The 21,808-nt window shown below is 60.2% G+C and carries 22 protein-coding genes; 4 read left to right on the top strand and 18 right to left on the bottom strand.

Annotation, left to right across the window (positions count from 1 at the left end; all coding sequences use genetic code 11):
- The gene (locus ISX93_RS02295) at positions 1-963 is read right to left on the bottom strand and encodes a CobW family GTP-binding protein (RefSeq protein WP_195777065.1); all 963 of its coding nucleotides are present in this window, start codon (positions 961-963) and stop codon (positions 1-3) included.
- A 91-nt stretch (positions 964-1,054) separates the two neighbouring features.
- Here ISX93_RS02295 and ISX93_RS02290 point away from each other — a divergent pair, with 91 nt between their 5' ends.
- The 4 genes from ISX93_RS02290 to arfB are packed head-to-tail and all read left to right on the top strand — an operon-like array spanning position 1,055 to position 3,582.
- On the top strand, positions 1,055-1,408 hold the full coding sequence (locus ISX93_RS02290; protein WP_195777064.1) for an NADH:ubiquinone oxidoreductase: 354 nt from the start codon (positions 1,055-1,057) through the stop codon (positions 1,406-1,408).
- A 35-nt stretch (positions 1,409-1,443) separates the two neighbouring features.
- The gene (locus ISX93_RS02285; protein ID WP_195777063.1) at positions 1,444-1,914 is read left to right on the top strand and encodes a DUF2721 domain-containing protein; all 471 of its coding nucleotides are present in this window, start codon (positions 1,444-1,446) and stop codon (positions 1,912-1,914) included.
- A gap of 33 nt (positions 1,915-1,947) precedes the next feature.
- Complete coding sequence (locus ISX93_RS02280; protein WP_195777062.1) at positions 1,948-3,150, top strand: MFS transporter; 1,203 nt, start codon at positions 1,948-1,950, stop codon at positions 3,148-3,150.
- A gap of 18 nt (positions 3,151-3,168) precedes the next feature.
- A complete protein-coding gene (arfB, locus tag ISX93_RS02275; protein ID WP_195777061.1) occupies positions 3,169-3,582 on the top strand; it encodes an alternative ribosome rescue aminoacyl-tRNA hydrolase ArfB in 414 nt (137 codons plus the stop codon).
- A gap of 105 nt (positions 3,583-3,687) precedes the next feature.
- Here the strand turns inward: arfB and ISX93_RS02270 are convergent, their stop codons facing one another.
- From ISX93_RS02270 to mnmG, 17 genes are all read right to left on the bottom strand, one after another.
- Positions 3,688-5,763: an LTA synthase family protein gene (locus ISX93_RS02270; RefSeq protein WP_195777060.1), complete on the bottom strand. Its 2,076-nt coding sequence runs from the start codon at positions 5,761-5,763 to the stop codon at positions 3,688-3,690.
- Between the two features lie 122 nt (positions 5,764-5,885).
- On the bottom strand, positions 5,886-7,721 hold the full coding sequence (gene glmS / locus ISX93_RS02265; RefSeq protein WP_195777059.1) for a glutamine--fructose-6-phosphate transaminase (isomerizing): 1,836 nt from the start codon (positions 7,719-7,721) through the stop codon (positions 5,886-5,888).
- A 10-nt stretch (positions 7,722-7,731) separates the two neighbouring features.
- Positions 7,732-8,502: a DeoR/GlpR family DNA-binding transcription regulator gene (locus ISX93_RS02260; RefSeq protein ID WP_195777058.1), complete on the bottom strand. Its 771-nt coding sequence runs from the start codon at positions 8,500-8,502 to the stop codon at positions 7,732-7,734.
- Between the two features lie 117 nt (positions 8,503-8,619).
- Positions 8,620-9,984 (bottom strand): bifunctional UDP-N-acetylglucosamine diphosphorylase/glucosamine-1-phosphate N-acetyltransferase GlmU, encoded by a 1,365-nt coding sequence (glmU, locus tag ISX93_RS02255; RefSeq protein WP_195777057.1) that lies wholly within the window; start codon positions 9,982-9,984, stop codon positions 8,620-8,622.
- A 97-nt stretch (positions 9,985-10,081) separates the two neighbouring features.
- The gene (locus ISX93_RS02250) at positions 10,082-10,504 is read right to left on the bottom strand and encodes a F0F1 ATP synthase subunit epsilon (RefSeq protein WP_195777056.1); all 423 of its coding nucleotides are present in this window, start codon (positions 10,502-10,504) and stop codon (positions 10,082-10,084) included.
- 42 nt (positions 10,505-10,546) lie between these two features.
- Positions 10,547-11,923, bottom strand: a complete 1,377-nt coding sequence (atpD, locus tag ISX93_RS02245; protein WP_195777055.1) for a F0F1 ATP synthase subunit beta — start codon at positions 11,921-11,923, stop codon at positions 10,547-10,549.
- Between the two features lie 30 nt (positions 11,924-11,953).
- Positions 11,954-12,814, bottom strand: a complete 861-nt coding sequence (atpG, locus tag ISX93_RS02240) for a F0F1 ATP synthase subunit gamma (protein WP_195777054.1) — start codon at positions 12,812-12,814, stop codon at positions 11,954-11,956.
- Between the two features lie 64 nt (positions 12,815-12,878).
- Entirely contained in the window at positions 12,879-14,423 is a 1,545-nt protein-coding gene (gene atpA / locus ISX93_RS02235) for a F0F1 ATP synthase subunit alpha (protein ID WP_195777053.1), read from the bottom strand.
- Positions 14,424-14,444: 21 nt separating this feature from the next.
- The gene (locus ISX93_RS02230) at positions 14,445-14,981 is read right to left on the bottom strand and encodes a F0F1 ATP synthase subunit delta (protein ID WP_195777052.1); all 537 of its coding nucleotides are present in this window, start codon (positions 14,979-14,981) and stop codon (positions 14,445-14,447) included.
- Positions 14,982-14,993: 12 nt separating this feature from the next.
- Entirely contained in the window at positions 14,994-15,464 is a 471-nt protein-coding gene (locus ISX93_RS02225; RefSeq protein WP_195777051.1) for a F0F1 ATP synthase subunit B, read from the bottom strand.
- A gap of 53 nt (positions 15,465-15,517) precedes the next feature.
- Positions 15,518-15,775: a F0F1 ATP synthase subunit C gene (atpE, locus tag ISX93_RS02220; RefSeq protein WP_195777050.1), complete on the bottom strand. Its 258-nt coding sequence runs from the start codon at positions 15,773-15,775 to the stop codon at positions 15,518-15,520.
- Positions 15,776-15,834: 59 nt separating this feature from the next.
- Entirely contained in the window at positions 15,835-16,701 is an 867-nt protein-coding gene (atpB, locus tag ISX93_RS02215) for a F0F1 ATP synthase subunit A (protein ID WP_195777049.1), read from the bottom strand.
- Between the two features lie 17 nt (positions 16,702-16,718).
- The gene (locus tag ISX93_RS02210; RefSeq protein ID WP_195777048.1) at positions 16,719-17,126 is read right to left on the bottom strand and encodes a F0F1 ATP synthase subunit I; all 408 of its coding nucleotides are present in this window, start codon (positions 17,124-17,126) and stop codon (positions 16,719-16,721) included.
- Between the two features lie 135 nt (positions 17,127-17,261).
- Entirely contained in the window at positions 17,262-18,134 is an 873-nt protein-coding gene (locus ISX93_RS02205) for a ParB/RepB/Spo0J family partition protein (RefSeq protein ID WP_195777047.1), read from the bottom strand.
- A 9-nt stretch (positions 18,135-18,143) separates the two neighbouring features.
- Complete coding sequence (locus ISX93_RS02200; protein ID WP_195777046.1) at positions 18,144-18,932, bottom strand: ParA family protein; 789 nt, start codon at positions 18,930-18,932, stop codon at positions 18,144-18,146.
- Positions 18,933-18,949: 17 nt separating this feature from the next.
- Entirely contained in the window at positions 18,950-19,561 is a 612-nt protein-coding gene (gene rsmG / locus ISX93_RS02195) for a 16S rRNA (guanine(527)-N(7))-methyltransferase RsmG (protein WP_195777194.1), read from the bottom strand.
- A 35-nt stretch (positions 19,562-19,596) separates the two neighbouring features.
- The gene (gene mnmG / locus ISX93_RS02190; protein WP_195777045.1) at positions 19,597-21,489 is read right to left on the bottom strand and encodes a tRNA uridine-5-carboxymethylaminomethyl(34) synthesis enzyme MnmG; all 1,893 of its coding nucleotides are present in this window, start codon (positions 21,487-21,489) and stop codon (positions 19,597-19,599) included.
- Positions 21,490-21,808 lie beyond the last annotated feature (319 nt).

Genomic DNA, 21,808 nt, shown 5'->3' with positions numbered 1-21,808 from the left:
TCACAGGCGGCAGGCCAGCAGCCCCGCCTGCAAGACCGCGACGTCCTGGGCTGTGGCGAAGATCAGCTCCAGCCGCGAATCCTTGCGCCACTCGCTGCTCTGCCAGTGGACCGGCGCGCCGTCCAGGGCATTGCCCGACAACCAGCCGGCATTGCTCTGCAACACCAGCTTGGCGCGCCACCAGGGCAGGCCAGCCAGCCAGCGCTGCACCTGCATCAGCTCGAAGGTCTGGCCGGGATGGAAGCGCCAGCCGATACTCCAGCCTTCAGGCTGGTCCTGAATCTGGCAGATAGGCTGGGTTGGGTCAGGCCAAAGCACCGGGGTGACGCCCGGACCACTGGGCAACAGTGCATCGCCGCCGCCTGCCCCTGCCTGCACGCTGATGCCGGGCAGCTCGGCAATCTCCAGCCGGCCCTGGGTCGTCCACTGCACGGGGCGCTGCGGCAGCCGCGCCTGCAGCAGGGCGCGCGCGCCGGCGTCCAGCCCTTCGGCCTTGTTCAGCAGCAACAACCCGGCAGCGCCGAGTGCCGCCTGCTGGCTTTCCGGCAGCGGCCGGCCTGCGGCCAGCGCCGCGGCATCCAGCACCAACACCAGCGGTTGCAGGGCCAGCACGCCCGGCCACGGCGGCTCGGCCAGCTGGCGCAGCAGTTCCACCGGATGGCCCAGGCCGGAGGGTTCGATCAGCAGGCGGTCCGGCCGCGCCTGGCGCAACAGGCGCGCCAGGCCGACCTGAAACGGCGCGCCGTTGACACAGCACAGGCAGCCGCCCGGCACCTCGGCCAGGCTGATGCCGTCGGCCGCGGTGGTCAGCAGCGCCTGGTCGAGGCCGATCTGGCCGAACTCGTTGATCAATACCGCCCAGCGCTCGTGCGCCGGCTTGTGTGCCAGCAGGTGGCGGATCAGGCTGGTCTTGCCGGCGCCCAGCGGGCCGGCGATCAGATGGGTGGGGATATCGGCAAGCATCGGGCTATCCTGCGGCGGTTGCGCTGGGGAGTTTGGACGCGAACAGGCAAGACTTGCTAGAGTCGTGCCCTGGTTTGCACGGAAATCCCGCATGCGTAGTCTGCTGATCGGTTTGCTCGCCCTGCTGCCCGCGCTGGTGCAGGCCGAGGCCTGCGTGGTGCGCAGCCGCGGCAGCCAGGTCGAGGTGCAAGTGTGCCAGCAGAACGTCAGTATCCCGCAACAGATGTTCCATGACGGCTTCTGCCAGCCGCAACTCAAGGGCCAGACCGTCGAGGTCAGCTATGTCGAGCAGTGCCCGGCGGGCGCTTACGGGGCCTGCCGCAATGCCATGGTCAGCCAGCTGCCTTATCGGCAGGACATTCATTACTACGGCGTAGCCAGCGATGCGCGGATTCTCCAGCGCGCCTGCGAGCAACAGTACAAGGGTAGCTGGACGGCGTTCTAGTCTGCCCGCCCACCACAGCCAACGAGAGTATTTCCATGTTTCCCGCAAGCAGCATTCCTGATCTGGCCCATGTCATCCAGATGGCGGTAGCGCCGGTATTCCTGCTCACCGCGCTGAGCACCATGCTGGCGGTGCTGACCAACCGCCTCGCGCGCGTGGTCGAGCGCACCCGCAAGCTCGAGGGCATCATCCTCGAGCGGCCGGAGCATTCGCGGCTGCGCCGCGGCGAGCTGTCCGTGCTGTTCCGCCGCACCGTGCTGTGCAACCGCGCGATCACCCTGTGCACCCTGACCGCCCTGCTGATCTGCGTGGTGATCGGCCTGCTGTTCATCAGCGACCTGATGGGCTTCAACGCTGCGCTGTGGGTGGCCGCCCTGTTCGTGGCCAGCATGGGCACCTTTATCCTGGCGCTGTTGAGCTTCCTGCGGGAAATCCGCATCGCCTCGAAAGCCCTCGAGTCCTCGGCGCAGAAAATCCTGCAAATGACCGACGGCCGGTCCGACTGACCCGCCGCACGACCCACCCCGGGGAGACTGTGCATGCCTGACGCCACCCTGCTGCGCGGCATTCCGCGGACCGTCTGGGTACTCGGGCTGATCAGCCTGTGCATGGACATCTCCTCGGAGCTGGTGCACGGCCTGTTGCCGATCTTTCTGGTCGGCACCCTGGGCAGCAGCATGCTCACCCTCGGCCTGATCGAGGGCGCGGCCGAAGCCACCGCGCTGATCGTGAAAGTCTTCTCCGGCGCCCTCAGCGACTACTTCGGCAAACGCAAGGGCCTGCTGCTGCTCGGCTATGGCCTCGGCGCCCTGAGCAAGCCGCTGTTTCCCCTGGCCGGCTCGGCCCACGCGGTGTTCACAGCGCGGCTACTCGACCGCATCGGCAAAGGCATTCGCGGAGCGCCGCGGGATGCGCTGGTGGCCGATGTCACCCCGCCCGCCCTGCGTGGCGCAGCCTTCGGTTTGCGCCAGTCGCTGGACAGCGTGGGCGCCTTTCTCGGTCCCCTGCTGGCGGTACTACTGATGCTGTTGCTGCACGACAATATCCAGCTGGTGCTGTGGTTTGCCGTGCCGCCAGCTTTGCTCGCCGTCGGGCTGATCGTATTCGGCCTGCACGAGCCGGCCAGGGCCGTCGGGCATGCCGCGTTGCGCTCGCCGATCAACCGCGCCAGCCTGCGGCGTTTCCCCGCGGCATTCTGGTGGGTGACGCTGTTTGGGGCGCTGTTTACCCTGGCCCGCTTCAGCGAAGCCTTCCTGGTGCTGCGCGCACAGCAGGTGGGAATGGCCGTCACCTGGATTCCCCTGGTGATGGTCCTGCTCGGGCTGTTCTACCTGCTCTCGGCGTACCCGGTGGGCCGCCTTTCGGACCGCGTCGGCCGGCAGGGCCTGCTCGGTGCCGGCCTGGGCTTGCTGGTGATCGCCGACCTGCTGCTGGCCGCCGGCAACTCGCTGTTCTGCGTGCTGCTTGGCGTCGCCGTCTGGGGCCTGCACCTGGGCTTTACCCAGGGTCTGCTGGCAGCAATGGTCGCCGACACCGCGCCGGCCGACCTGCGCGGCACCGCATTCGGCGTCTTCAACCTGCTCAGCGGAGTGGCCATGCTGGTGGCCAGCGGACTGGCCGGCTGGCTGTGGCAGACCTGGGGCGCCGCCAGCTGTTTCGCCGCCGGTGCGCTGTTCGCCACGCTGGCCTGGATCCTGCTGCGGGTGCATCCGGCCCGCACGGGTTATCCTGAACGCCCCTGACCTGCCTGCGCCCCGCCCATGCTGCTGATCTCCAACACCGTGCACCTGCCTGACAGCGACATCGAGCTGAGTGCGATCCGCGCCCAGGGCGCCGGCGGGCAGAACGTCAACAAGGTGTCGAGCGCCGTGCACCTGCGCTTCGATATCCAGGCATCGGCATTGCCGCCGTTCTACAAGGAACGCCTGCTGGCCCTGCGCGACCAGCGCATCAGCAGCGATGGCGTGATCGTGATCAAGGCCCAGCAGTACCGCACCCAGGAAAAGAACCGTGCCGATGCGCTGGAGCGGCTGCGGGAGCTGATCCTGGCGGCGGTCAAGGTGGACAAGGCCCGGCGCCCGACCAAGCCGACGCTGAGTTCGAAGAAACGCCGGCTGGAGGGCAAGAACCTGCGCGGCGCGATCAAGGCCGGACGCGGCAGGGTGAATTACTGATTTTGTGCCCGGGCGGCGCGAGAAGGTTGCCTGACGGCAAACGGGTGTGCGTAGGGTGGGCTGAAGCCCACCCTACGCACACACCCTATGTCTGCCCAAGCCGCGCTACTGCGCGTCCGGCTTGCCGTCGACCACGCCGGCGGTGTTGTCCAGCAGGCTCTTGGTCGCGGTCTGCAGGAAGGCCTCGAGGGCCTTCTGCAGCTGCGGATCGCGGTCACCCGGCACCCGCTCGGCCCTGGCATCGGCACCCAGCTGGTAGTCGTACAGGCGTGGCGGGAAGCCCTTGGGCTGGATCAGGATGCGCTCCGGCGAGACGATGGCCACGGTCTGGTCGCCGCCCGACGGCTTGATCACGCCGATGCCCTGGTCGCCGGCCGGCAGGTTGAGGAGGTCGCGACCCCAGCACTGATGGCGCACCTTACCACCGAGGCGGCCCATGATGGTCGGCACGATGTCGACCTGCGTGCCGACACTGTGGTTGCGGCTGCCGAATTTTTCCTGGATCCCCGGAGCGATCAGCAGCAGCGGCACATTGAAGCGGAACAGGTCCATCTCGGTGAGCTGCTGGTTACTGCCAAAGCCGTGGTCGCCAACGATGACGAACAGCGTGTCCTTGAAATAGGGCTCCTTGCGCGCCTTCTCGAAGAACTGGCCTAGGGCCCAGTCCGAATAGCGCATGGCGGTCAGGTGCTCATTCGAAGAACCCTGGTCGGTCACCGGCTCGACCGGCAAATCCTTCGGCAGGGCGTAGGGCGTGTGGTTGGACAGCGACTGCAGCAGGGCATAGAACGGCTTGTCGCCATAGTTGGCGGCCAGCTCCTTGGCCCCGCGGTCAAACATGTCCTGGTCGGACACGCCCCAGGTCGGATCCATGTACACCGGGTTGACGAAATCCTCGCGGCCGACAAAGTTGGTCATGCCCTGGTTGCTGAAAAAGCCCGACTGGTTGTCCCACTGGAAATTGCCGTTGTACACGTACAGGTTGTCGAAGCCGCGCGGCCCCAGCAGCTGTGGCAGGCCGGAAAACTTGTGCGAACCTTCCGGGGTACGCATCAGGTATTCGAAGCTGGGCAGGTTGGGAAAGCAGGCCATGGTGGCGAACATGCCCTGATGGGTATGCGTGCCGTTGGAGAAGAAGCGGTCGAACAGCAGGCCTTCCTGCGCCAGCCGGTCGAAGTTCGGCGTGATGTTCAGCGGCGAACCCAGAGCACCGACAAAGTGGCCGGCGAAGCTTTCCATCAGGATCACCACCACGTTGCGGATCGGCAGGGTGTTCTCGGCCGGCGGCACGAAGTCGCGGCGGATCGCCGCGGTGTCGGCATCCAGCAGGGTGTCATGCGGCGTGAGCAGCATGTCGCGTACGGTCTGCAGGGCATCCGCATCGGACAGGGTGGACTTCCACAGGTTGTCCCGGTGCGGCCCGAGGCTGGCCTGCGCCGCCGACACCAGGGTCAGCGTGCCGTTCAGGCCCAGCTGGTTGGCAAACATCGAGCTGGTGGTATAGGCATCGCCCCAGCGCAGCGGCGGGCCCTGGCGCAGGTGGCCACGCGCGGCGATCACGGCCACCAGCAGGCACACGACAAATGCCGTGCCGCGCCAGTACCAGGCCGGGCCGGCGGAGTGCTGCGACGGCGCCTTGGGCCGGGTCAGCAGGTCCAGGCCCTTGAACAACTTGGCCAGCAACCAGGTGGCCAGGGCCCAGGCCAGCAGGTAGCGGCCGACCGGGAAACCGTTCCACAGCATGCTGCCCACGGTGTACAGGTCTTCCTCGAAGTACTGGAACACCAGGCTGTTCAGGCGCTGGTGGAATTCGCGGTAGAAGTCCAGCTCGGTGATGCCGAGAAACAGCGTGAGGCTGGCAAAGCCGGTCAGCCACAGGCGCAGCCCGCGCCGGGCGGCCATCGCGCGCACACTGAAGAGCGCCAGCAGCAGAGGGACGCAGGCATACACCACCACGCGCAGGTCGAAGCGCATGCCGTTGTAGAAGGCCTCGAGGAACTCACTGGCCGGGGTGCTGCCCATCAGCTCGTGGTTGTAGACCAGCAGGGCAACCCGCAACAGCCCGTAGATCACCAGCAAGGCCAGCCCGCTGACCAGGGTGAAGGCCAGATGGCTCTTGATTGTCGGGTTGGCCAGCGGGGCCGAAGAGCCCTGGCTGGATGATGTATTGGGCAAGCTCATGCTGATGCGGTTCCGTGCTGGTTCAATGGAGGTGGCTACACCTGGCGCGCACATTCTAGGGGGCAACGGCTGTCCGGCCTAATTGAGCGGACGAGCCGTCACCCCGCGGCGGTTTCCCGGTTCTATTCGACCGTCACCGACTTGGCCAGGTTCCGTGGCTGATCGACATCGGTACCCTTGAGCACGGCGACGTAGTAGGACAGCAGCTGCAGCGGCAGGGTGTAGAGAATCGGCGCCAGCACATCATGGATATGCGGCATGCCGATCACGTGGGTGCCGGCGCCGTTGCCCATGCCGGCCTGCTGGTCGGCGAACACGATCAGTTCGCCGCCGCGCGCGCGAACTTCCTGCAGGTTGGACTTGAGCTTCTCCAGCAGTTCGTTGTTCGGCGCCACCGTGACCACCGGCATGTCGCTGTCGACCAGCGCCAGCGGCCCGTGCTTGAGCTCGCCGGCCGGATAGGCCTCGGCGTGGATATAGGAAATTTCCTTGAGCTTGAGCGCACCTTCCATGGCCACCGGATACAGTGCGCCACGGCCGAGGAACAGGGTGTGGTGCTTTTCGGCGAACAGTTCGGCGACCTTCTCCACCTTCTTGTCCATCGCCAGCGCTTCGCCGAGGTGGGTCGGCAGCCGGCGCAGCTCTTCCACCAGCTCGGCCTCCACGGCCTTGTCCAGGCTGCCGCGCACCTGGCCCAGGGCCAGGGTCAGCAGCAGCAAGGCGACCAGCTGGGTGGTGAAGGCCTTGGTCGAGGCCACGCCGATTTCCGGGCCGGCCTGGGTCAGCAGGGTCAGGTCCGATTCGCGCACCAGCGAACTGGTGCCGACGTTACAGATCGCCAGGCTGCTGAGAAAGCCCAGGGCCTTGGCATTGCGCAGGGCGGCCAGGGTATCGGCGGTTTCACCGGACTGCGAGATGCTGACGAACAGGCTGTCGGGCTGTACTACCACCTTGCGGTAGCGAAACTCGCTGGCCACTTCGATCTGGCAGGGAATCCCGGCCAGCGCCTCCAGCCAGTAACGCGCCACCATGCCGGCGTGATAACTGGTGCCACAGGCGACGATCTGCACATTGCGGACCCTGGCGAACAGCTCGGCGGCCTGCGCCCCGAAGGCCTGGACCAGCACATGATCGGCGCCCAGCCGACCTTCCAGGGTGCGCTGCACGACGCTCGGTTGCTCATGGATTTCCTTGAGCATGAAATGGCGGAAGGTGCCCTTGTCGGCGGCTTCGGCGCCTTCGTGGTACTGCACCGGCTCACGTTGCACGGGGGCACCAGTGACATCCCAGATCTGCAGGCCGTCGCGACGGATCTCGGCGATGTCGCCTTCTTCCAGATAGATGAAACGGTCGGTCACCTGGCGCAACGCCAGCTGGTCGGAGGCCAGGAAGTTCTCGCCCAGGCCCAGGCCGATCACCAGCGGGCTGCCGCTGCGGGCCGCAAGCAGGCGATCCGGCTGGGCGCTGCTGATGACCGCCAGGCCGTAGGCGCCGTGCAGCTCGGCAACCGCCGCCTTGAGCGCATCGGCCAGCTCCGGATGCTCCTTGAGCTTGAGGTGCAGCAGGTGAACGATGGTCTCGGTATCGGTGTCCGAGCTGAACACATAGCCCAGTCCGCTCAGCCGCTCGCGCAACGCTTCGTGATTTTCGATGATGCCGTTATGCACCACGGCCAGCTCGGCCCCGGAAAAGTGCGGGTGCGCATTGCGCTCGCAGGGGGCTCCGTGGGTCGCCCAGCGGGTATGCGCGATCCCGACCCGGCCTTCCAGCGGCGCGCCCTGCAGGGCCTGGGCCAGCTCGCTGACCTTGCCCGAGCGGCGGCAACGCTCGAGCACGCCGGACGGACTGATCACGGCGACACCGGCGCTGTCATAGCCGCGGTATTCGAGGCGCTTGAGGCCCTCAACGAGAATCGGGGTAATCGGCCGCTCGGCGACGGCGCCAACGATGCCACACATATTCTTCTCCTTAGTTGCCCAGCACCGCGCAGATGACTTCCACGCCGCAGGCTTCAATCTGTGAGCGCGCCGCGGGATCGAGGCGCTCGTCGGTTATCAGGGTATGGATACTGCTCCAGGGCAGCTCCAGGTTGGGAATCCGCCGACCGAGCTTGTCCGACTCGAGCAGCACAATCACTTCGCGGGCGACTTCGGCCATCACCCGCGACAAACCAAGCAATTCGTTGAACGTCGTGGTACCGCGGGCAATGTCCAGGCCATCGGCACCAATGAACAACTGGTCGAAATCGTAGGAGCGCAGCACCTGCTCGGCGACCTGGCCCTGGAAGGATTCCGAATGCGGATCCCAGGTGCCGCCGGTCATCAGCAGCACCGGCTCATGTTCGATCTCGCGCAGTGCGTTGGCCACGTTCAGCGAGTTGGTCATCACCACCAGTCCGGGCTTGCGCCCCAGCTGTGGAATCATCGCGGCGGTGGTGCTGCCGCTGTCGATAATGATCCGCGCATGTTCGCGGATGCGTGCCACCGCCGCCCGGGCGATGGCACGCTTGCCGGGTGAGACCGGCTGTGCCGGTTCGGCTATCAGCTCCTGTGGTACCGGCACGGCGCCGCCGTAACGGCGCAGCAACAGGCCATTGCTCTCCAGTACGGTCAGATCCTTGCGGATGGTGACTTCGGAGGTGGCAAAGCGCCGGGCCAGTTCGTCCACACTGACTTCGCCCTGCTCGTTGAGCAGGCCGAGAATGGTGTGTCGGCGTTGCGGCGTGTTGCGCTTTGACATTGGCTTGTTTCGATTCGAAAGATATTGGCGCGAATCAAAACCCAATATGCCAGTCTAGTCAACCTCTGAACGGACGAAAGGCCGCATTGGCGGCCTTTCGCGTATCCGCCGGAACGGCTATTTCTTGATCTTCTCCGGCCTTTTCCAGCCTTCGATGTTGCGCTGCTTGGCCCGGCCGACACCCAGTGCGGCAGGGGCAACGTCCTGACTGATGGTCGAGCCGGCGCCGGTGGTGGCGCCATCGCCGACGCTGACCGGTGCCACCAGCGAATTGTTCGAGCCAATGAACACATCATTGCCCAGCACGGTTTTCCACTTGTTGGCACCATCATAGTTGCAGGTAATGGTGCCGGCGCCGATGTTGCAGTTGGCGCCGATCTCGGCGTCGCCCAGGTAGGTCAGATGGCCGGCCTTGGAGCCATCACCTAGACGGGAATTCTTGATCTCGACGAAATTGCCGACATGCGCCATAGCACCCAGCACCGCGCCCGGACGCAGACGCGCAAACGGCCCGCAGTCGCTGCCCGCGCCAAGCTCCGCGCCTTCCAGATGGCAATTGGCCCTGACCACCGCACCGCGGCGCAGCGTGCTGTCCTTGATCACGCAGTTCGGCCCGATCTGCACGTCATCCTCGATGATCACCCGGCCTTCCAGCACAACGTTGACATCGATCAGGATGTCGCGGCCCGCCTGTACCTCACCGCGCACGTCAAAGCGCAACGGATCGCGCAGGGTCACGCCTTGTGCCATCAGTTGCCGGGCGGCGCGCTGCTGGTAATGCCGCTCCAGTTCGGCCAGCTGGATGCGGTCGTTGGCGCCCTGCACCTCCATGGCATCCACTGGTTGCTCGGTTGCCACCACCAGGCCATCGGCCACCGCCATGGCAATCACATCCGTCAGGTAATACTCGCCCTGGGCATTGTTGTTCGACAGCCGACCCAGCCAGTCGCTCAGCCGGCTGGCCGGTGCCACCAGGATGCCGGTATTGCCTTCGCGGATTTCCTGCTGCTGTGCAGTGGCGTCCTTCTGCTCGACGATTGCCTGCACGCTGCCGCTGGCATCGCGAATGATCCGCCCGTAGCCGGTGGGGTCTTCCAGGGTAACCGTCAGCAGTGCCAGGCGGTCGGGCCCGGCCTTGGCCAGCAGGCGTTGCAGCGTGGCCGACTGGATCAACGGCACATCGCCATACAAAATCAGCACCTGCTCTGCACTGACGTGGGGGGTCGCCTGCGCCACCGCATGCCCGGTGCCGAGCTGCTCTGCCTGCACCACAAAATTCAGGTCGTCCGCCTGCAGGCGCTGTCTTACCAGATCGGCACCATGCCCGATCACCACATGGATGCTGCGGGGTGCAAGCGTGCGGGCAGTGTCGATCACATGGCCAAGCATGGGTTTTCCCGCAACCGGGTGCAGCACCTTGGGCATGCCTGAGCGCATGCGGGTACCCTGACCGGCAGCAAGAATGACGATATTCAGTGACATGGCAATCTTCCTGATGAAGTCTGCAGCGGTTAATGCAGGCATAAAAAAGGGTAGCCAAGGCTACCCTTTTACTTCTGTGGCCTGAAGCAGCGCAGGGTTAACTGCGATACTTTTGGCGAAGCTTGACGGTCCGCAACTGGGCAACTGCTTCGGCAAGCCGATTGGACGCCGTAGCGTAATCAAACTCGGCGCCTTTTTCGCCCAGGGCTTTCTGTGCAGATTGAACTGCTGCCTGAGCCGAAGCTTCGTCCATATCCGCAGCACGCAGAACGGTATCGGCGAGGACCTTCACCATGCTCGGCTGTACTTCGAGAAAGCCGCCAGAGATGTAGAAAACCTCTTCTTCGCCGCCTTGCTTGACTATGCGAATCGGACCCGGCTTCAGGTCGGTAATCAAGGGCGCGTGACCGGGCGCAATACCCAAATCACCGAGATTGCCGTGAGCGATAACCATCTCAACCAGGCCGGAGTAGATCTCTGCTTCAGCACTAACGATGTCGCAATGGACTGTAATAGCCATACGCTTGCCTCATTTAAGCGCCCGCGAACGGGCGCTCGGGGATTACAGTTTCTTAGCTTTCTCGATTACTTCGTCAATGCCGCCGACCATGTAGAAAGCTTGTTCTGGCAGGTTGTCGAACTCGCCCTTGAGGATGCCGCTGAAACCGGCAATGGTGTCTTTCAGGGACACGTACTTGCCTGGCGAACCGGTAAATACTTCGGCGACGAAGAACGGCTGGGACAGGAAGCGCTGGATTTTCCGTGCGCGGGATACCATCAGCTTGTCTGCATCCGACAGTTCATCCATACCCAGAATGGCGATGATGTCCTTCAGTTCCTTGTAACGCTGCAGAACGTACTGCACGCCACGCGCGGTCTCATAGTGCTCAACCCCTACCACCAGCGGATCAAGCTGGCGCGAGGTGGAGTCCAGCGGGTCCACCGCCGGGTAGATACCCAGCGAGGCGATGTCACGCGACAGTACGACGGTAGCGTCGAGGTGGGCGAAAGTGGTCGCCGGGGACGGGTCGGTCAAGTCATCCGCAGGGACATAGACGGCCTGGATCGAGGTGATCGAACCGCTCTTGGTGGTGGTGATCCGCTCTTGCAGGGCACCCATCTCTTCCGCCAGGGTCGGCTGGTAACCTACAGCCGATGGCATACGGCCAAGCAGTGCAGATACTTCGGTACCGGCGAGGGTATAACGATAGATGTTGTCGACGAACAACAGCACGTCGTTACCTTCGTCACGGAACTTCTCGGCCATGGTCAGACCGGTCAGGGCTACACGCAGGCGGTTGCCCGGCGGCTCGTTCATCTGGCCGTAGACCAGGGCCACTTTGTCCAGAACGTTGGAGTCCTTCATCTCGTGGTAGAAGTCGTTACCCTCGCGAGTACGCTCACCCACACCGGCGAACACGGAATAACCGCTGTGCTCGATGGCGATGTTACGGATCAGTTCCATCATGTTTACGGTCTTGCCGACACCGGCACCACCGAACAGACCAACCTTGCCACCTTTGGCGAAGGGGCAGATCAGGTCGATAACCTTGATCCCGGTTTCCAGCAGTTCGTTGCCACCGGCCTGTTCAGCGAAGGATGGCGCATCGCGGTGGATGCCCCAGCGCTCTTCTTCACCGATTGGGCCAGCCTCATCGATCGGGTTGCCCAGCACATCCATGATGCGGCCGAGCGTTGCCTTGCCCACCGGTACGGAAATCGCTGCACCGGTGTTGGATACGTCCAGGCCTCGCTTCAACCCTTCGGTCGAGCCCATGGCAATGGTACGCACCACGCCGTCGCCCAGCTGCTGCTGAACTTCCAGGGTGGTATCTGCACCTTGAACTTTCAGTGCGTCATAAATGTTCGGTACCTGCTCACATGGAAACTCCACGTCGATAACAGCACCGATGATCTGAACAATACGTCCGCTACTCATGTCTGGTTCCTCTGAAAATTTGAACCTGTCTTACAACGCGGCTGCGCCGCCGACGATTTCCGAAATTTCTTGCGTGATCGCTGCCTGACGGGCCTTGTTGTAGATCAGCTGCAATTCACTGATCAGGTCACCGGCATTCTCGGTGGCATTCTTCATCGCCATCATCCGCGAAGCCTGCTCACAAGCGTTGTTTTCGATCACCGCCTGATAGACCTGGGATTCGACATAACGAACCAGCAGACCATCAAGAAGTTGCTTGGCGTCCGGCTCGTACAGGTAGTCCCAGTGATGCTTCAGCTCGGCACTCTCGTCCGCGACTAGCGGAACCAGCTGTTCCACTGCCGGCTGTTGCGTCATGGTGTTGACAAACTTGTTAGCCACCACGAACAGGCGATCAATACGACCCGCCATGTAGCTGTCCAGCATTACCTTGACGCTACCAATCAGGTCGTTGATCGATGGCTCTTCGCCGATATGGCTGATCGCCGCAACTACATTGCCGCCAAAGCTGCGAAAGAACGCCGCGCCCTTGCTGCCTATCACGCACAGATCGATCTCGATGCCCTGCTCGCGATTGATTGCCATGTGCTTGACCAGTGCTTTGAACAAGTTGGTGTTCAAACCACCGCAAAGACCACGGTCAGTACTGACCACTACATAACCAACACGCTTTGTTTCGCGCTCGATCATGAATGGATGACGATATTCCGGGTTGGCGTTGGCCAAATGGCCGATAACCTGACGGATACGCTCAGCATAAGGACGACCCGCAGACATGCGCATTTGTGCTCTGCGCATCTTGCTGACCGCCACTTTTTCCATGGCGTTGGTGATCTTTTGCGTGCTTTTGATGCTCGCAATCTTCGTGCGAATCTCTTTTGAGCCTGCCATGCAACACCTATATAGGAAAACCTATCGGTTTAGCAGACGGAGGTTTTACAACCTCCGCTGCGACTTACCAGGTTTGAGTGGCCTTGAACTTCTCGATACCGGCTTTGATCCCTGCATCGATTTCGTCGTTGAAGTCACCCTTCTCGTTGATCTTCGCCATCAGGGCAGCATGATCCCGGTTGAAGTAGGCAAGCAGGGCAGATTCGAAGCTACCAACCTTCGCCACTTCGACGTCGTTCAGAAATCCACGCTCAGCGGCATACAGCGACAGCGACATATCGGCAATCGACATCGGCGCAAATTGCTTCTGCTTCATCAGCTCGGTAACGCGCTTGCCATGCTCAAGTTGCTTGCGCGTGGCGTCGTCCAGATCCGAAGCAAACTGGGAGAAGGCTGCCAGTTCACGATATTGCGCCAGAGCGGTACGGATACCACCGGAAAGCTTCTTGATGATCTTGGTCTGGGCCGCACCACCAACACGCGATACCGAAACGCCGGAGTTAACGGCCGGACGGATACCGGAGTTGAACATTGCCGATTCGAGGAAGATCTGGCCATCGGTGATCGAAATCACGTTGGTTGGTACGAACGCGGAAACGTCGCCAGCCTGGGTTTCGATGATTGGCAGAGCGGTCAGGGAACCGGTCTTGCCAGTCACGGCACCGTTGGTGAACTTCTCTACGTACTCTTCGGAAACGCGCGATGCGCGCTCCAGCAGACGGCTGTGGAGATAGAACACGTCGCCCGGATAAGCTTCACGGCCTGGCGGACGACGCAGCAACAGGGAGATCTGACGATAAGCAACGGCCTGCTTGGACAGGTCGTCATACACGATCAGCGCATCTTCGCCGCGGTCGCGGAAGTATTCGCCCATGGTGCAGCCGGAGTACGGGGCAATATATTGCAGCGCAGCGGATTCGGAAGCACTGGCCACCACGACGATGGTGTTGGCCAGGGCGCCGTTTTCTTCCAGCTTGCGCACCACGTTGGCGATGGTCGAACGCTTCTGACCGATAGCTACGTAGACCGAATAAATGCCACTGTTCTTCTGGTTGATGATGGCATCGATCGCCAGGGCGGTCTTGCCAATCTGACGGTCACCAATGATCAGCTCGCGCTGGCCACGGCCAACCGGGATCATGGCATCAACCGCCTTGTAGCCGGTCTGTACCGGCTGGTCGACTGACTTGCGCCAGATCACGCCCGGTGCAACCTTCTCCACAGCGTCGGTAGCGACGTTGTTCAGAGGGCCTTTACCATCAATCGGGTTACCCAGGGCATCGACTACACGACCCAGCAGTTCCGGGCCAACCGGGACTTCCAGGACGCGGCCAGTACATTTGGCACTCATGCCTTCAGCCAGCGACTGGTAGGCACCCAAAACAATGGCGCCGACAGAGTCGCGCTCAAGGTTCATGGCCATGCCGTAAACGCCACCGGGGAACTCGATCATCTCGCCGTACATTACGTCGGCAAGACCATGAATTCGCACGATACCGTCAGAGACACTTACAACGGTGCCTTCATTGCGGGCTTGGGAAGCGACGTCGAGTTTCTCGATACGTCCCTTGATGATTTCACTTATTTCGGAAGGATTGAGTTGCTGCATTGCTCTGCTGCCCCTTCAAACTCAGGATTTCAACGCTTCGGCCAGTTTCGCGATTTTTCCGCGAACCGAGCCATCGATAACCAGGTCGCCGGCACGGATGATGACACCACCGATCAGGGTAGAGTCTTCCGTAGCGTGCAAACGCACTTCCCGGCTGAGCCGTGCGCTGAGAACCTTGGCGAGTTTGTCTTTCTGTTCATTATTCAATGCAAAGGCACTGGTGACTTCCACGTCTACCGACTTCTCCTGTTCAGCCTTGAAAAGCTCGAACAGTTCGGCAATCTCCGGCAAAAGCAGAAGACGGTCGTTTTCAGCCAGTACGTGGATAAAGTTCTGTACCTTGGCATCCAACTTGTCGCCACACACATCAACAAACGTGTTGGCTTTTTCTTCGCCCGTCAGACGCGGAGCCTTGAGTATCTGCTGCAGAGTCGCATCACCAGCGACTGCAACCGCCAGGCCCAGCATCGCCGACCATGCGGTCAGCTGATTCTGGCTCTGCGCATACTCAAAGGCTGCCTTTGCGTAAGGTCGGGCAAGCGTGGTCAGTTCTGCCATGATTGCCCCCGCTTAGATTTCGGCTGCCAGTTGGGAAACCAGCTCCGCATGCGCATTTTGATCGATGGTCGCACCAAGAATCTTTTCAGCGCCAATCACTGCCAAGCCACCCAACTGGGCGCGCAATGCGTCTTTGACACCGTTGATTTCTTGCTCGATCTCTGCCTGAGCCTGCGCTTTTACGCGATCCGCCTCGACGCGAGCCTGATCTCTGGCTTCATCAACGATCTGGGTCGCACGCTTTTTCGCTTGCTCAATGATTTCAGCTGCCTGGCCTTTAGCCTCGCGCAGTTGCTGGGCCACTTTTTCGTGGGCCAGCTCTAGATCACGGGAAGCACGGTTGGCCGCGTCCAGACCATCGGCGATCTTCTTTTGCCGTTCATGCAGGGCAGTGATGACCGGAGGCCATACATACTTCATGCAGAACATTACAAAAATGAAGAACGCAACGGACTGACCAATCAGGGTTGCATTAATGTTCACGCCAACACCTCGCTCTTTCGTTGTCCATCACACCAATCACTCAAGCCGAGTGATTAGCCTGCGATTTGACCAACGAAGGGGTTTGCAAAGGTGAAGAACAGCGCGAGACCAACACCAATCATGGTCACGGCGTCCAGCAGACCTGCGACGATGAACATTTTTACCTGGAGCATTGGAACCATTTCTGGTTGACGCGCTGCGCCTTCCAGGAACTTGCCACCAAGCAGACCAAAACCAATGGCAGTACCCAGGGCACCCATGCCAATCAGCAGTGCAACGGCGATCGCGGTTAGACCAACTACAGTTTCCATCTTTCCTCCCGACTTATATGTCGTATTGGTTAAAGGTTTTGCAAAAAAGTACAACGTAATCAATGACTATCTTCATGCGCCAACGAAAGGTAAACGATGGTCAGCATCATGAAGATGAAGGCTTGCAGGGTAACAATCAGAATGTGGAAGACAGCCCACGCCCAGTTCAGGGCCAGACCGAATACACCCAGAAGGAGTCCGGCGCTGAATATCACAGCAATCAGGATGAAGATCAACTCACCGGCATACATGTTGCCGAACAGCCGCAAGCCGAGCGAGAAGGGTTTGGCAACGAAGGTGGTGAACTCCAGCAGGAAATTGACCGGAACCAGCAAAGCCTGAACCACAACATTCTTGCTGTTGAATGGATGCAGGGTCAGTTCACCGAGGAAGCCACCAATACCCTTGACCTTGATGCTGTAATAGATGATCAGGGCAAATACCGATATACCCATGCCCAGAGTCGCATTCGGATCAGTCGTCGGAACTACACGGAAGAACAGGTGGTCGTTGCCGCTGATTGTTGCTGCAAGCTTTGGCAACCAATCCACTGGAACGAAGTCCATCAAGTTCATCAGGAATATCCAGACGAAAATGGTCAGCGCGAGAGGGGCGATAACGGCATTCCGGCCGTGAAAGGTATCCTTTACGCTCTTGTCGACAAACTCGACCATCACTTCAACCAGGTTTTGCAAAGCCCCCGGTTGACCGCTGGTGGCGCGCTTGGCGGCAGCACGGAACAACATGATGAAGAGGAAACCCAGGAATACCGACCAGCCAAGCGTATCCACATGCACAGCCCAGAAGCCCATTTCCTTGGCTTGTTCGGCGCTGTGGGCAAAACCCCATTCGCCGCTGGGAAGCTGGCCATAGGTCAGATTCTGCAAATGGTGTTTGATATAGCCCGAAATGCTTTCTGCTGCCATTTTTACCTCAACCGCTCTTAAGGTCTCGAAGGTTTAGCCTTTATCAGCAAAGGTGCGAACCAGCCGACCATCTGGGTCGCGATGAAAGCTCCGAACAATGCTGGAGCATCCACTGGCCTCACACCTGCAAACACCAGTGCAAAAAGCACTGCTGTCAGTACAAACTTGCCCGCTTCACCGGCATAAAACGATCTGAGTATTTCCCGGGCTGCGCGAGCACCGCTGAAACTAAATGCCTTTTTGGCAAAGTACAGATTTGGTAGCCAGGCTATCGCTCCGCCAAACAAACCTGAATAGCCAGCAATCCAGCCACGCCAGACCAACAGTAGTACGCAAATCAGTAACACAACAATCAGCTGGGCAATCAGCACCTTGAAAACAGCTAATCGATGAAGCGGCAAGCGGGTTTGCATGCGCACATCCATCAGTGGTGATCCCCTCTCTCGGCTGCCAGTCAATCAAACTGGCAAATTCACTACCGAAAATTTAGCCGGGGAAGTATATGCGTGGGGGTAACCCCGTTCAACCGCCAGTCGACAGTTTCCGACCAAGCATGCAGCTTAGCGAATATGCGCCAGGACACCCTGCAATTCGTCCAGTGAGTTGTAGCGGATAACCAACTGGCCTTTGCCCTTCTGGCCATGCCTGATCTGCACTGGAGAGCCCAGTTTCTCTGCCAGGCGCTGTTCCAGGCGGGTGATATCCGGGTCTGCTTTTACCGCCGCAACCGGTCGCTCCTTGCTACTCAACCACTGCCTCACAAGGGCTTCGGTTTGCCTTACCGTCAAACCCCGTGCGACAACATGCCGCGCACCCTCGACCTGACTTTCCAGAGGTAAGCCGAGCAGCGCTCGGGCGTGGCCCATTTCCAGATCACCATGCGAAAGCAGGGTTTTGATCTCCTCGGGCAAAGCCGTAAGACGTAGCAGATTGGCAACTGTGACCCGGGACTTGCCAACCGCTTCGGCAACTTGCTGCTGGGTCAGCTGGAATTCCTGCTGCAAGCGTTGCAGGGCAAATGCTTCCTCGATGGGATTGAGATCTTCGCGCTGGATATTTTCAATCAGCGCCATGGCAATCGCAGCTTCATCAGGAATATCCCGAACCAGTGCCGCGATCGTATCCATCCCCGCTTGCTGGGTTGCCCGCCACCGGCGTTCGCCGGCAACAATCTCAAAACGACCGCCAGCGATCGGTCTAACCACTATCGGCTGCATCAATCCTTGCGCCTTGATCGACTGGGCAAGTTCTTCCAGTGCCGCCGGATCCATATCCCGGCGTGGCTGGTACTTTCCGCGCTGGATCAAATCAACCGGCAGATTCTGCAGTTCCCTGGTGTCGCTCCTGGCTGCCTCCTGCTGCAGTGCCGCAGCGCTACTGCCGCTGAGCAGCGCATCCAGGCCACGGCCAAGCCCACGTTTTTTGAGAACCATGTGAATTCCTTATGCCGTAGCAGCCCGATTGTTGTTGCGTTGCCGACGGGACATTTCTCCTGCCAGGGCCAGATAGGCCAATGCGCCCCGCGACTGCTTGTCATACACCAGCGCGGGCATGCCAAAACTCGGCGCTTCAGCCAGGCGTATATTCCGCGGAATAACGGTTTGGTACAGCTGATCGCCAAAATGTTCTTTCAACTGCGATGAGACATCGTTGGTCAAGCTCATCCGGGGGTCATACATGGTACGCAGCAGACCTTCGATCTTCAGTGAAGGATTCAGCGCCTGGGCGATGCGCTGAATCGAGTTGATCAGGTCGGAAAGGCCTTCCAGGGCAAAGTATTCACACTGCATGGGAATGATTACGCCATCTGCTGCAACCAGGGCGTTCACCGTCAGCATGGACAAGGCCGGCGGGCAATCGATGAGGATGTAATCGTAATTTTCCCGGACTGGCGCCAACGCATTGCGCAGGCGACTTTCCTTCATCTGCATTTCCAGCAAAGCGACTTCCGCAGCGGTGAGATCCCGGTTGGCCGGAAGCAGCTGGTAACCACCGTGCTCGGAATACTGCATTGCCGTACCCAGATCACAGTCGTCCATCAGCACATCGTAGATCGAGTGTTCAAGGGCATGTTTGTCGATGCCACTGCCCATCGTTGCGTTGCCTTGCGGATCCAGATCGATCAAAAGCACACGGCGCTTGGTGGCTACCAGGGATGCCGCCAAGTTGATGCAGGTGGTAGTTTTACCCACACCACCTTTCTGGTTGGCAATCGCTAATACCTTGGCCATGAATACCGGTCTCTCTGTTAAATCGTGCGGCGCAGTATCAGCAGATGACGCTGACCTTGGCAACCGGGCACCCGCAGCACATGGGTGTGCTGAAGATGAAAGTCGGATGGAAGGACCTGCAGCTCGTCATCCGGATTAACGCCTTTCATCGCCAGCCAGCACGTCTGGTTATTACCCAGATGACGGGTCCAGTCGGCAAAGTCTGCCAGTGAACTAAAGGCCCGCGAACAAATGCCGTCGAACGGACGCTCAGGCTTGAAGTCTTCGACTCGAGCATGCACTACCGTGACATTGTCCAACTGCAGTTCAAGCTGTACCTGGGTGAGAAAACGGGTTTTCTTGCCGTTCGAATCAAGCAGCGTGAATTGTCGCTCAGGGAACATGATGGCTAGCGGAATGCCTGGCATGCCGCCACCACTACCCACATCGAGCCAGTACTCACCGGCTTTTGCAACATGCGGCAGGACACTGAGGCTATCCAGCAGATGACGCGATATCATCTCGTCCGGATTGCGCACCGCCGTCAGGTTGTAGGCCTTGTTCCACTTGATCAGCAGTTGCAGGTAAGCCAGCAGCTTTTCCTGCTGCCTGGCACTGATCTCGATGCCCAGTTCGTGGGCACCCATCATCAACTCGTCGGCGTGTGCCGCGGTTACCGCAGAATTCAAGCGCTCTGCTCCAGTTGCCGGCCCGCTTCGCGCTTTTTCAGATAGATCATCAGCAGGGAAATCGCGGCTGGGGTTACACCTGGAATACGTGAAGCCTGGCCCAGGGTTTCCGGGCGGCTCTGTCCCAGCTTGTGCTGAATTTCCTTGGACAGTCCGGGAATAGCGCTGTAATCGAGATCGAGCGGCAGACTGATACTTTCACTGGCGCGCAGGCGCTGGATTTCTTCCTGCTGGCGATCGATATAGCCGGCGTACTTGGTCTTGATCTCGACCTGTTCGGCAACCTGCGGATCGCTCGCTCCTGCGCCGGTAATCTCGATCAAGCCAGAGTATTCAATCTCGGGGCGCGCGAGCAGGTTGAGCAAGTGGTACTCGTGAGTCAGCGGCGTACCGAAACGCTCAGCGATAGCATCGCCCTGTGGAGTCCCGGGGCGCACCCAGGTGCTCTTCAGGCGCTGCTCTTCCTGTTCGATAGCTTCGCGCTTGATCTCGAAGGCGGCCCAACGCCGATCATCCACCAGACCCAGCTGACGGCCCTTTTCGGTCAAACGCAGATCAGCATTGTCTTCGCGGAGAATCAACCGGTACTCCGCACGCGAAGTGAACATCCGATAGGGCTCCTGGGTACCCAGGGTGATCAGATCGTCGACCAGTACACCGATGTAGGCTTCATCGCGGCGTGGGCACCAGGCCTCCCTGCCTTGTGCCTGGAGCGCCGCGTTGGTGCCGGCCAGTAACCCCTGGGCGCCGGCTTCTTCGTAGCCGGTGGTGCCGTTGATCTGTCCGGCGAAAAACAACCCGCCGATGACCTTGGTTTCCAGGCTGTATTTCAGATCACGCGGATCGAAGTAGTCATATTCGATGGCATAACCCGGGCGGACGATATGGGCATTTTCCATACCGCGAATCGAGCGGACGATCTGCAATTGCACATCGAAGGGCAGTGAAGTCGAAATACCGTTCGGATACAGCTCGTGTGTATCCAGACCTTCCGGCTCGATGAATACCTGGTGGCTGTCCTTGTCTGCAAAGCGATGAATCTTGTCCTCGATGGATGGGCAATAGCGCGGACCGATACCCTCGATCACTCCCGAATACATGGGAGAACGGTCCAGGTTGCTGGCGATGATTTCGTGGGTGCGTGCATTGGTATGAGTAATCCAGCAGCTGACCTGCGCGGGATGCTCTTGCTGTGAGCCGAGAAAGGACATCACTGGCAGCGGTGTATCCCCAGGCTGCTCGGTCATCACCGAAAAATCCACCGAGCGACCATCGATACGCGGGGGCGTGCCTGTTTTCAGGCGTCCGACCCGCAGCGGCAGTTCGCGCAGGCGCTTGGCCAGTGCGATCGCTGGCGGATCGCCGGCCCGTCCACCGGAATAGTTCTGCATTCCGATGTGGATAAGTCCCCCAAGGAAGGTTCCTGCCGTAAGAACTACCGATTCCGCGAGGAAACGCAGCCCCATCTGGGTAACCACACCGCGAACCCGATGGTTTTCCACAATCAGATCATCGCAAGCCTGCTGAAATATCCACAGGTTGGGCTGGTTTTCCAGAACCTGGCGAATAGCCGCCTTGTAAAGCAGCCGATCTGCCTGAGCCCGCGTAGCACGTACAGCGGGCCCCTTGCGGCTGTTGAGAATGCGAAATTGAATACCGCCCTTGTCCGTCGCGTGGGCCATGGCGCCGCCCAGCGCATCAATTTCCTTGACCAGGTGGCTCTTGCCGATCCCGCCGATGGCGGGGTTGCAGCTCATTTGCCCAAGGGTTTCCACGTTGTGCGTGAGCAGCAGTGTCTTCACGCCCATGCGTGCCGCTGCCAAGGCAGCTTCGGTACCGGCATGCCCGCCACCGATCACGATCACATCAAAACGGGAAGGGAAATCCACCACGCACCTCGTGCCTGTTCAAAAAGGGGATTTGGAAAGGTCGACAAGTATAGGGATTTAGCCTGACCGAATGAAGCTTTTGAACAAAAAATAGCCAGCCTGTCAGCAAAGCTCTATTAACAAGAATAAAAAGAAAGATTTCTTATAAAGACTCTTTTTGTTTTTATTAATGGTGTGGACTGTTTCTGTTGATAACAGTCTGAAAGCCTTATTAATAAAGGGCTGTTGAAGAATGAAAATCTGTGATTTAGCTGCCCGTATCAGGGGGAGAAGCGGTAGGTATGCTGTGTGTGGAAGTGATAGTTATGCACAGGGCGAG

The sequence above is a fragment of the Pseudomonas sp. N040 genome (genome assembly GCF_015637705.1).
GTDB lineage: Bacteria > Pseudomonadota > Gammaproteobacteria > Pseudomonadales > Pseudomonadaceae > Aquipseudomonas.
This window is presented reverse-complemented; position numbering and strand designations above follow the sequence as displayed.

Bases quoted from the DNA above. Each gene is read 5' to 3' on its own strand.
- ISX93_RS02295 (WP_195777065.1), bottom strand. From the start codon at position 963: ATGCTTGCCGATATCCCCACCCATCTGATCGCCGGCCCGCTGGGCGCC.
- ISX93_RS02290 (WP_195777064.1), top strand. From the start codon at position 1,055: ATGCGTAGTCTGCTGATCGGTTTGCTCGCCCTGCTGCCCGCGCTGGTG.
- ISX93_RS02285 (WP_195777063.1), top strand. From the start codon at position 1,444: ATGTTTCCCGCAAGCAGCATTCCTGATCTGGCCCATGTCATCCAGATG.
- ISX93_RS02280 (WP_195777062.1), top strand. From the start codon at position 1,948: ATGCCTGACGCCACCCTGCTGCGCGGCATTCCGCGGACCGTCTGGGTA.
- arfB (WP_195777061.1), top strand. From the start codon at position 3,169: ATGCTGCTGATCTCCAACACCGTGCACCTGCCTGACAGCGACATCGAG.
- ISX93_RS02270 (WP_195777060.1), bottom strand. From the start codon at position 5,763: ATGAGCTTGCCCAATACATCATCCAGCCAGGGCTCTTCGGCCCCGCTG.
- glmS (WP_195777059.1), bottom strand. From the start codon at position 7,721: ATGTGTGGCATCGTTGGCGCCGTCGCCGAGCGGCCGATTACCCCGATT.
- ISX93_RS02260 (WP_195777058.1), bottom strand. From the start codon at position 8,502: ATGTCAAAGCGCAACACGCCGCAACGCCGACACACCATTCTCGGCCTG.
- glmU (WP_195777057.1), bottom strand. From the start codon at position 9,984: ATGTCACTGAATATCGTCATTCTTGCTGCCGGTCAGGGTACCCGCATG.
- ISX93_RS02250 (WP_195777056.1), bottom strand. From the start codon at position 10,504: ATGGCTATTACAGTCCATTGCGACATCGTTAGTGCTGAAGCAGAGATC.
- atpD (WP_195777055.1), bottom strand. From the start codon at position 11,923: ATGAGTAGCGGACGTATTGTTCAGATCATCGGTGCTGTTATCGACGTG.
- atpG (WP_195777054.1), bottom strand. From the start codon at position 12,814: ATGGCAGGCTCAAAAGAGATTCGCACGAAGATTGCGAGCATCAAAAGC.
- atpA (WP_195777053.1), bottom strand. From the start codon at position 14,423: ATGCAGCAACTCAATCCTTCCGAAATAAGTGAAATCATCAAGGGACGT.
- ISX93_RS02230 (WP_195777052.1), bottom strand. From the start codon at position 14,981: ATGGCAGAACTGACCACGCTTGCCCGACCTTACGCAAAGGCAGCCTTT.
- atpE (WP_195777050.1), bottom strand. From the start codon at position 15,775: ATGGAAACTGTAGTTGGTCTAACCGCGATCGCCGTTGCACTGCTGATT.
- atpB (WP_195777049.1), bottom strand. From the start codon at position 16,701: ATGGCAGCAGAAAGCATTTCGGGCTATATCAAACACCATTTGCAGAAT.
- ISX93_RS02210 (WP_195777048.1), bottom strand. From the start codon at position 17,126: ATGGATGTGCGCATGCAAACCCGCTTGCCGCTTCATCGATTAGCTGTT.
- ISX93_RS02205 (WP_195777047.1), bottom strand. From the start codon at position 18,134: ATGGTTCTCAAAAAACGTGGGCTTGGCCGTGGCCTGGATGCGCTGCTC.
- ISX93_RS02200 (WP_195777046.1), bottom strand. From the start codon at position 18,932: ATGGCCAAGGTATTAGCGATTGCCAACCAGAAAGGTGGTGTGGGTAAA.
- rsmG (WP_195777194.1), bottom strand. From the start codon at position 19,561: ATGATGGGTGCCCACGAACTGGGCATCGAGATCAGTGCCAGGCAGCAG.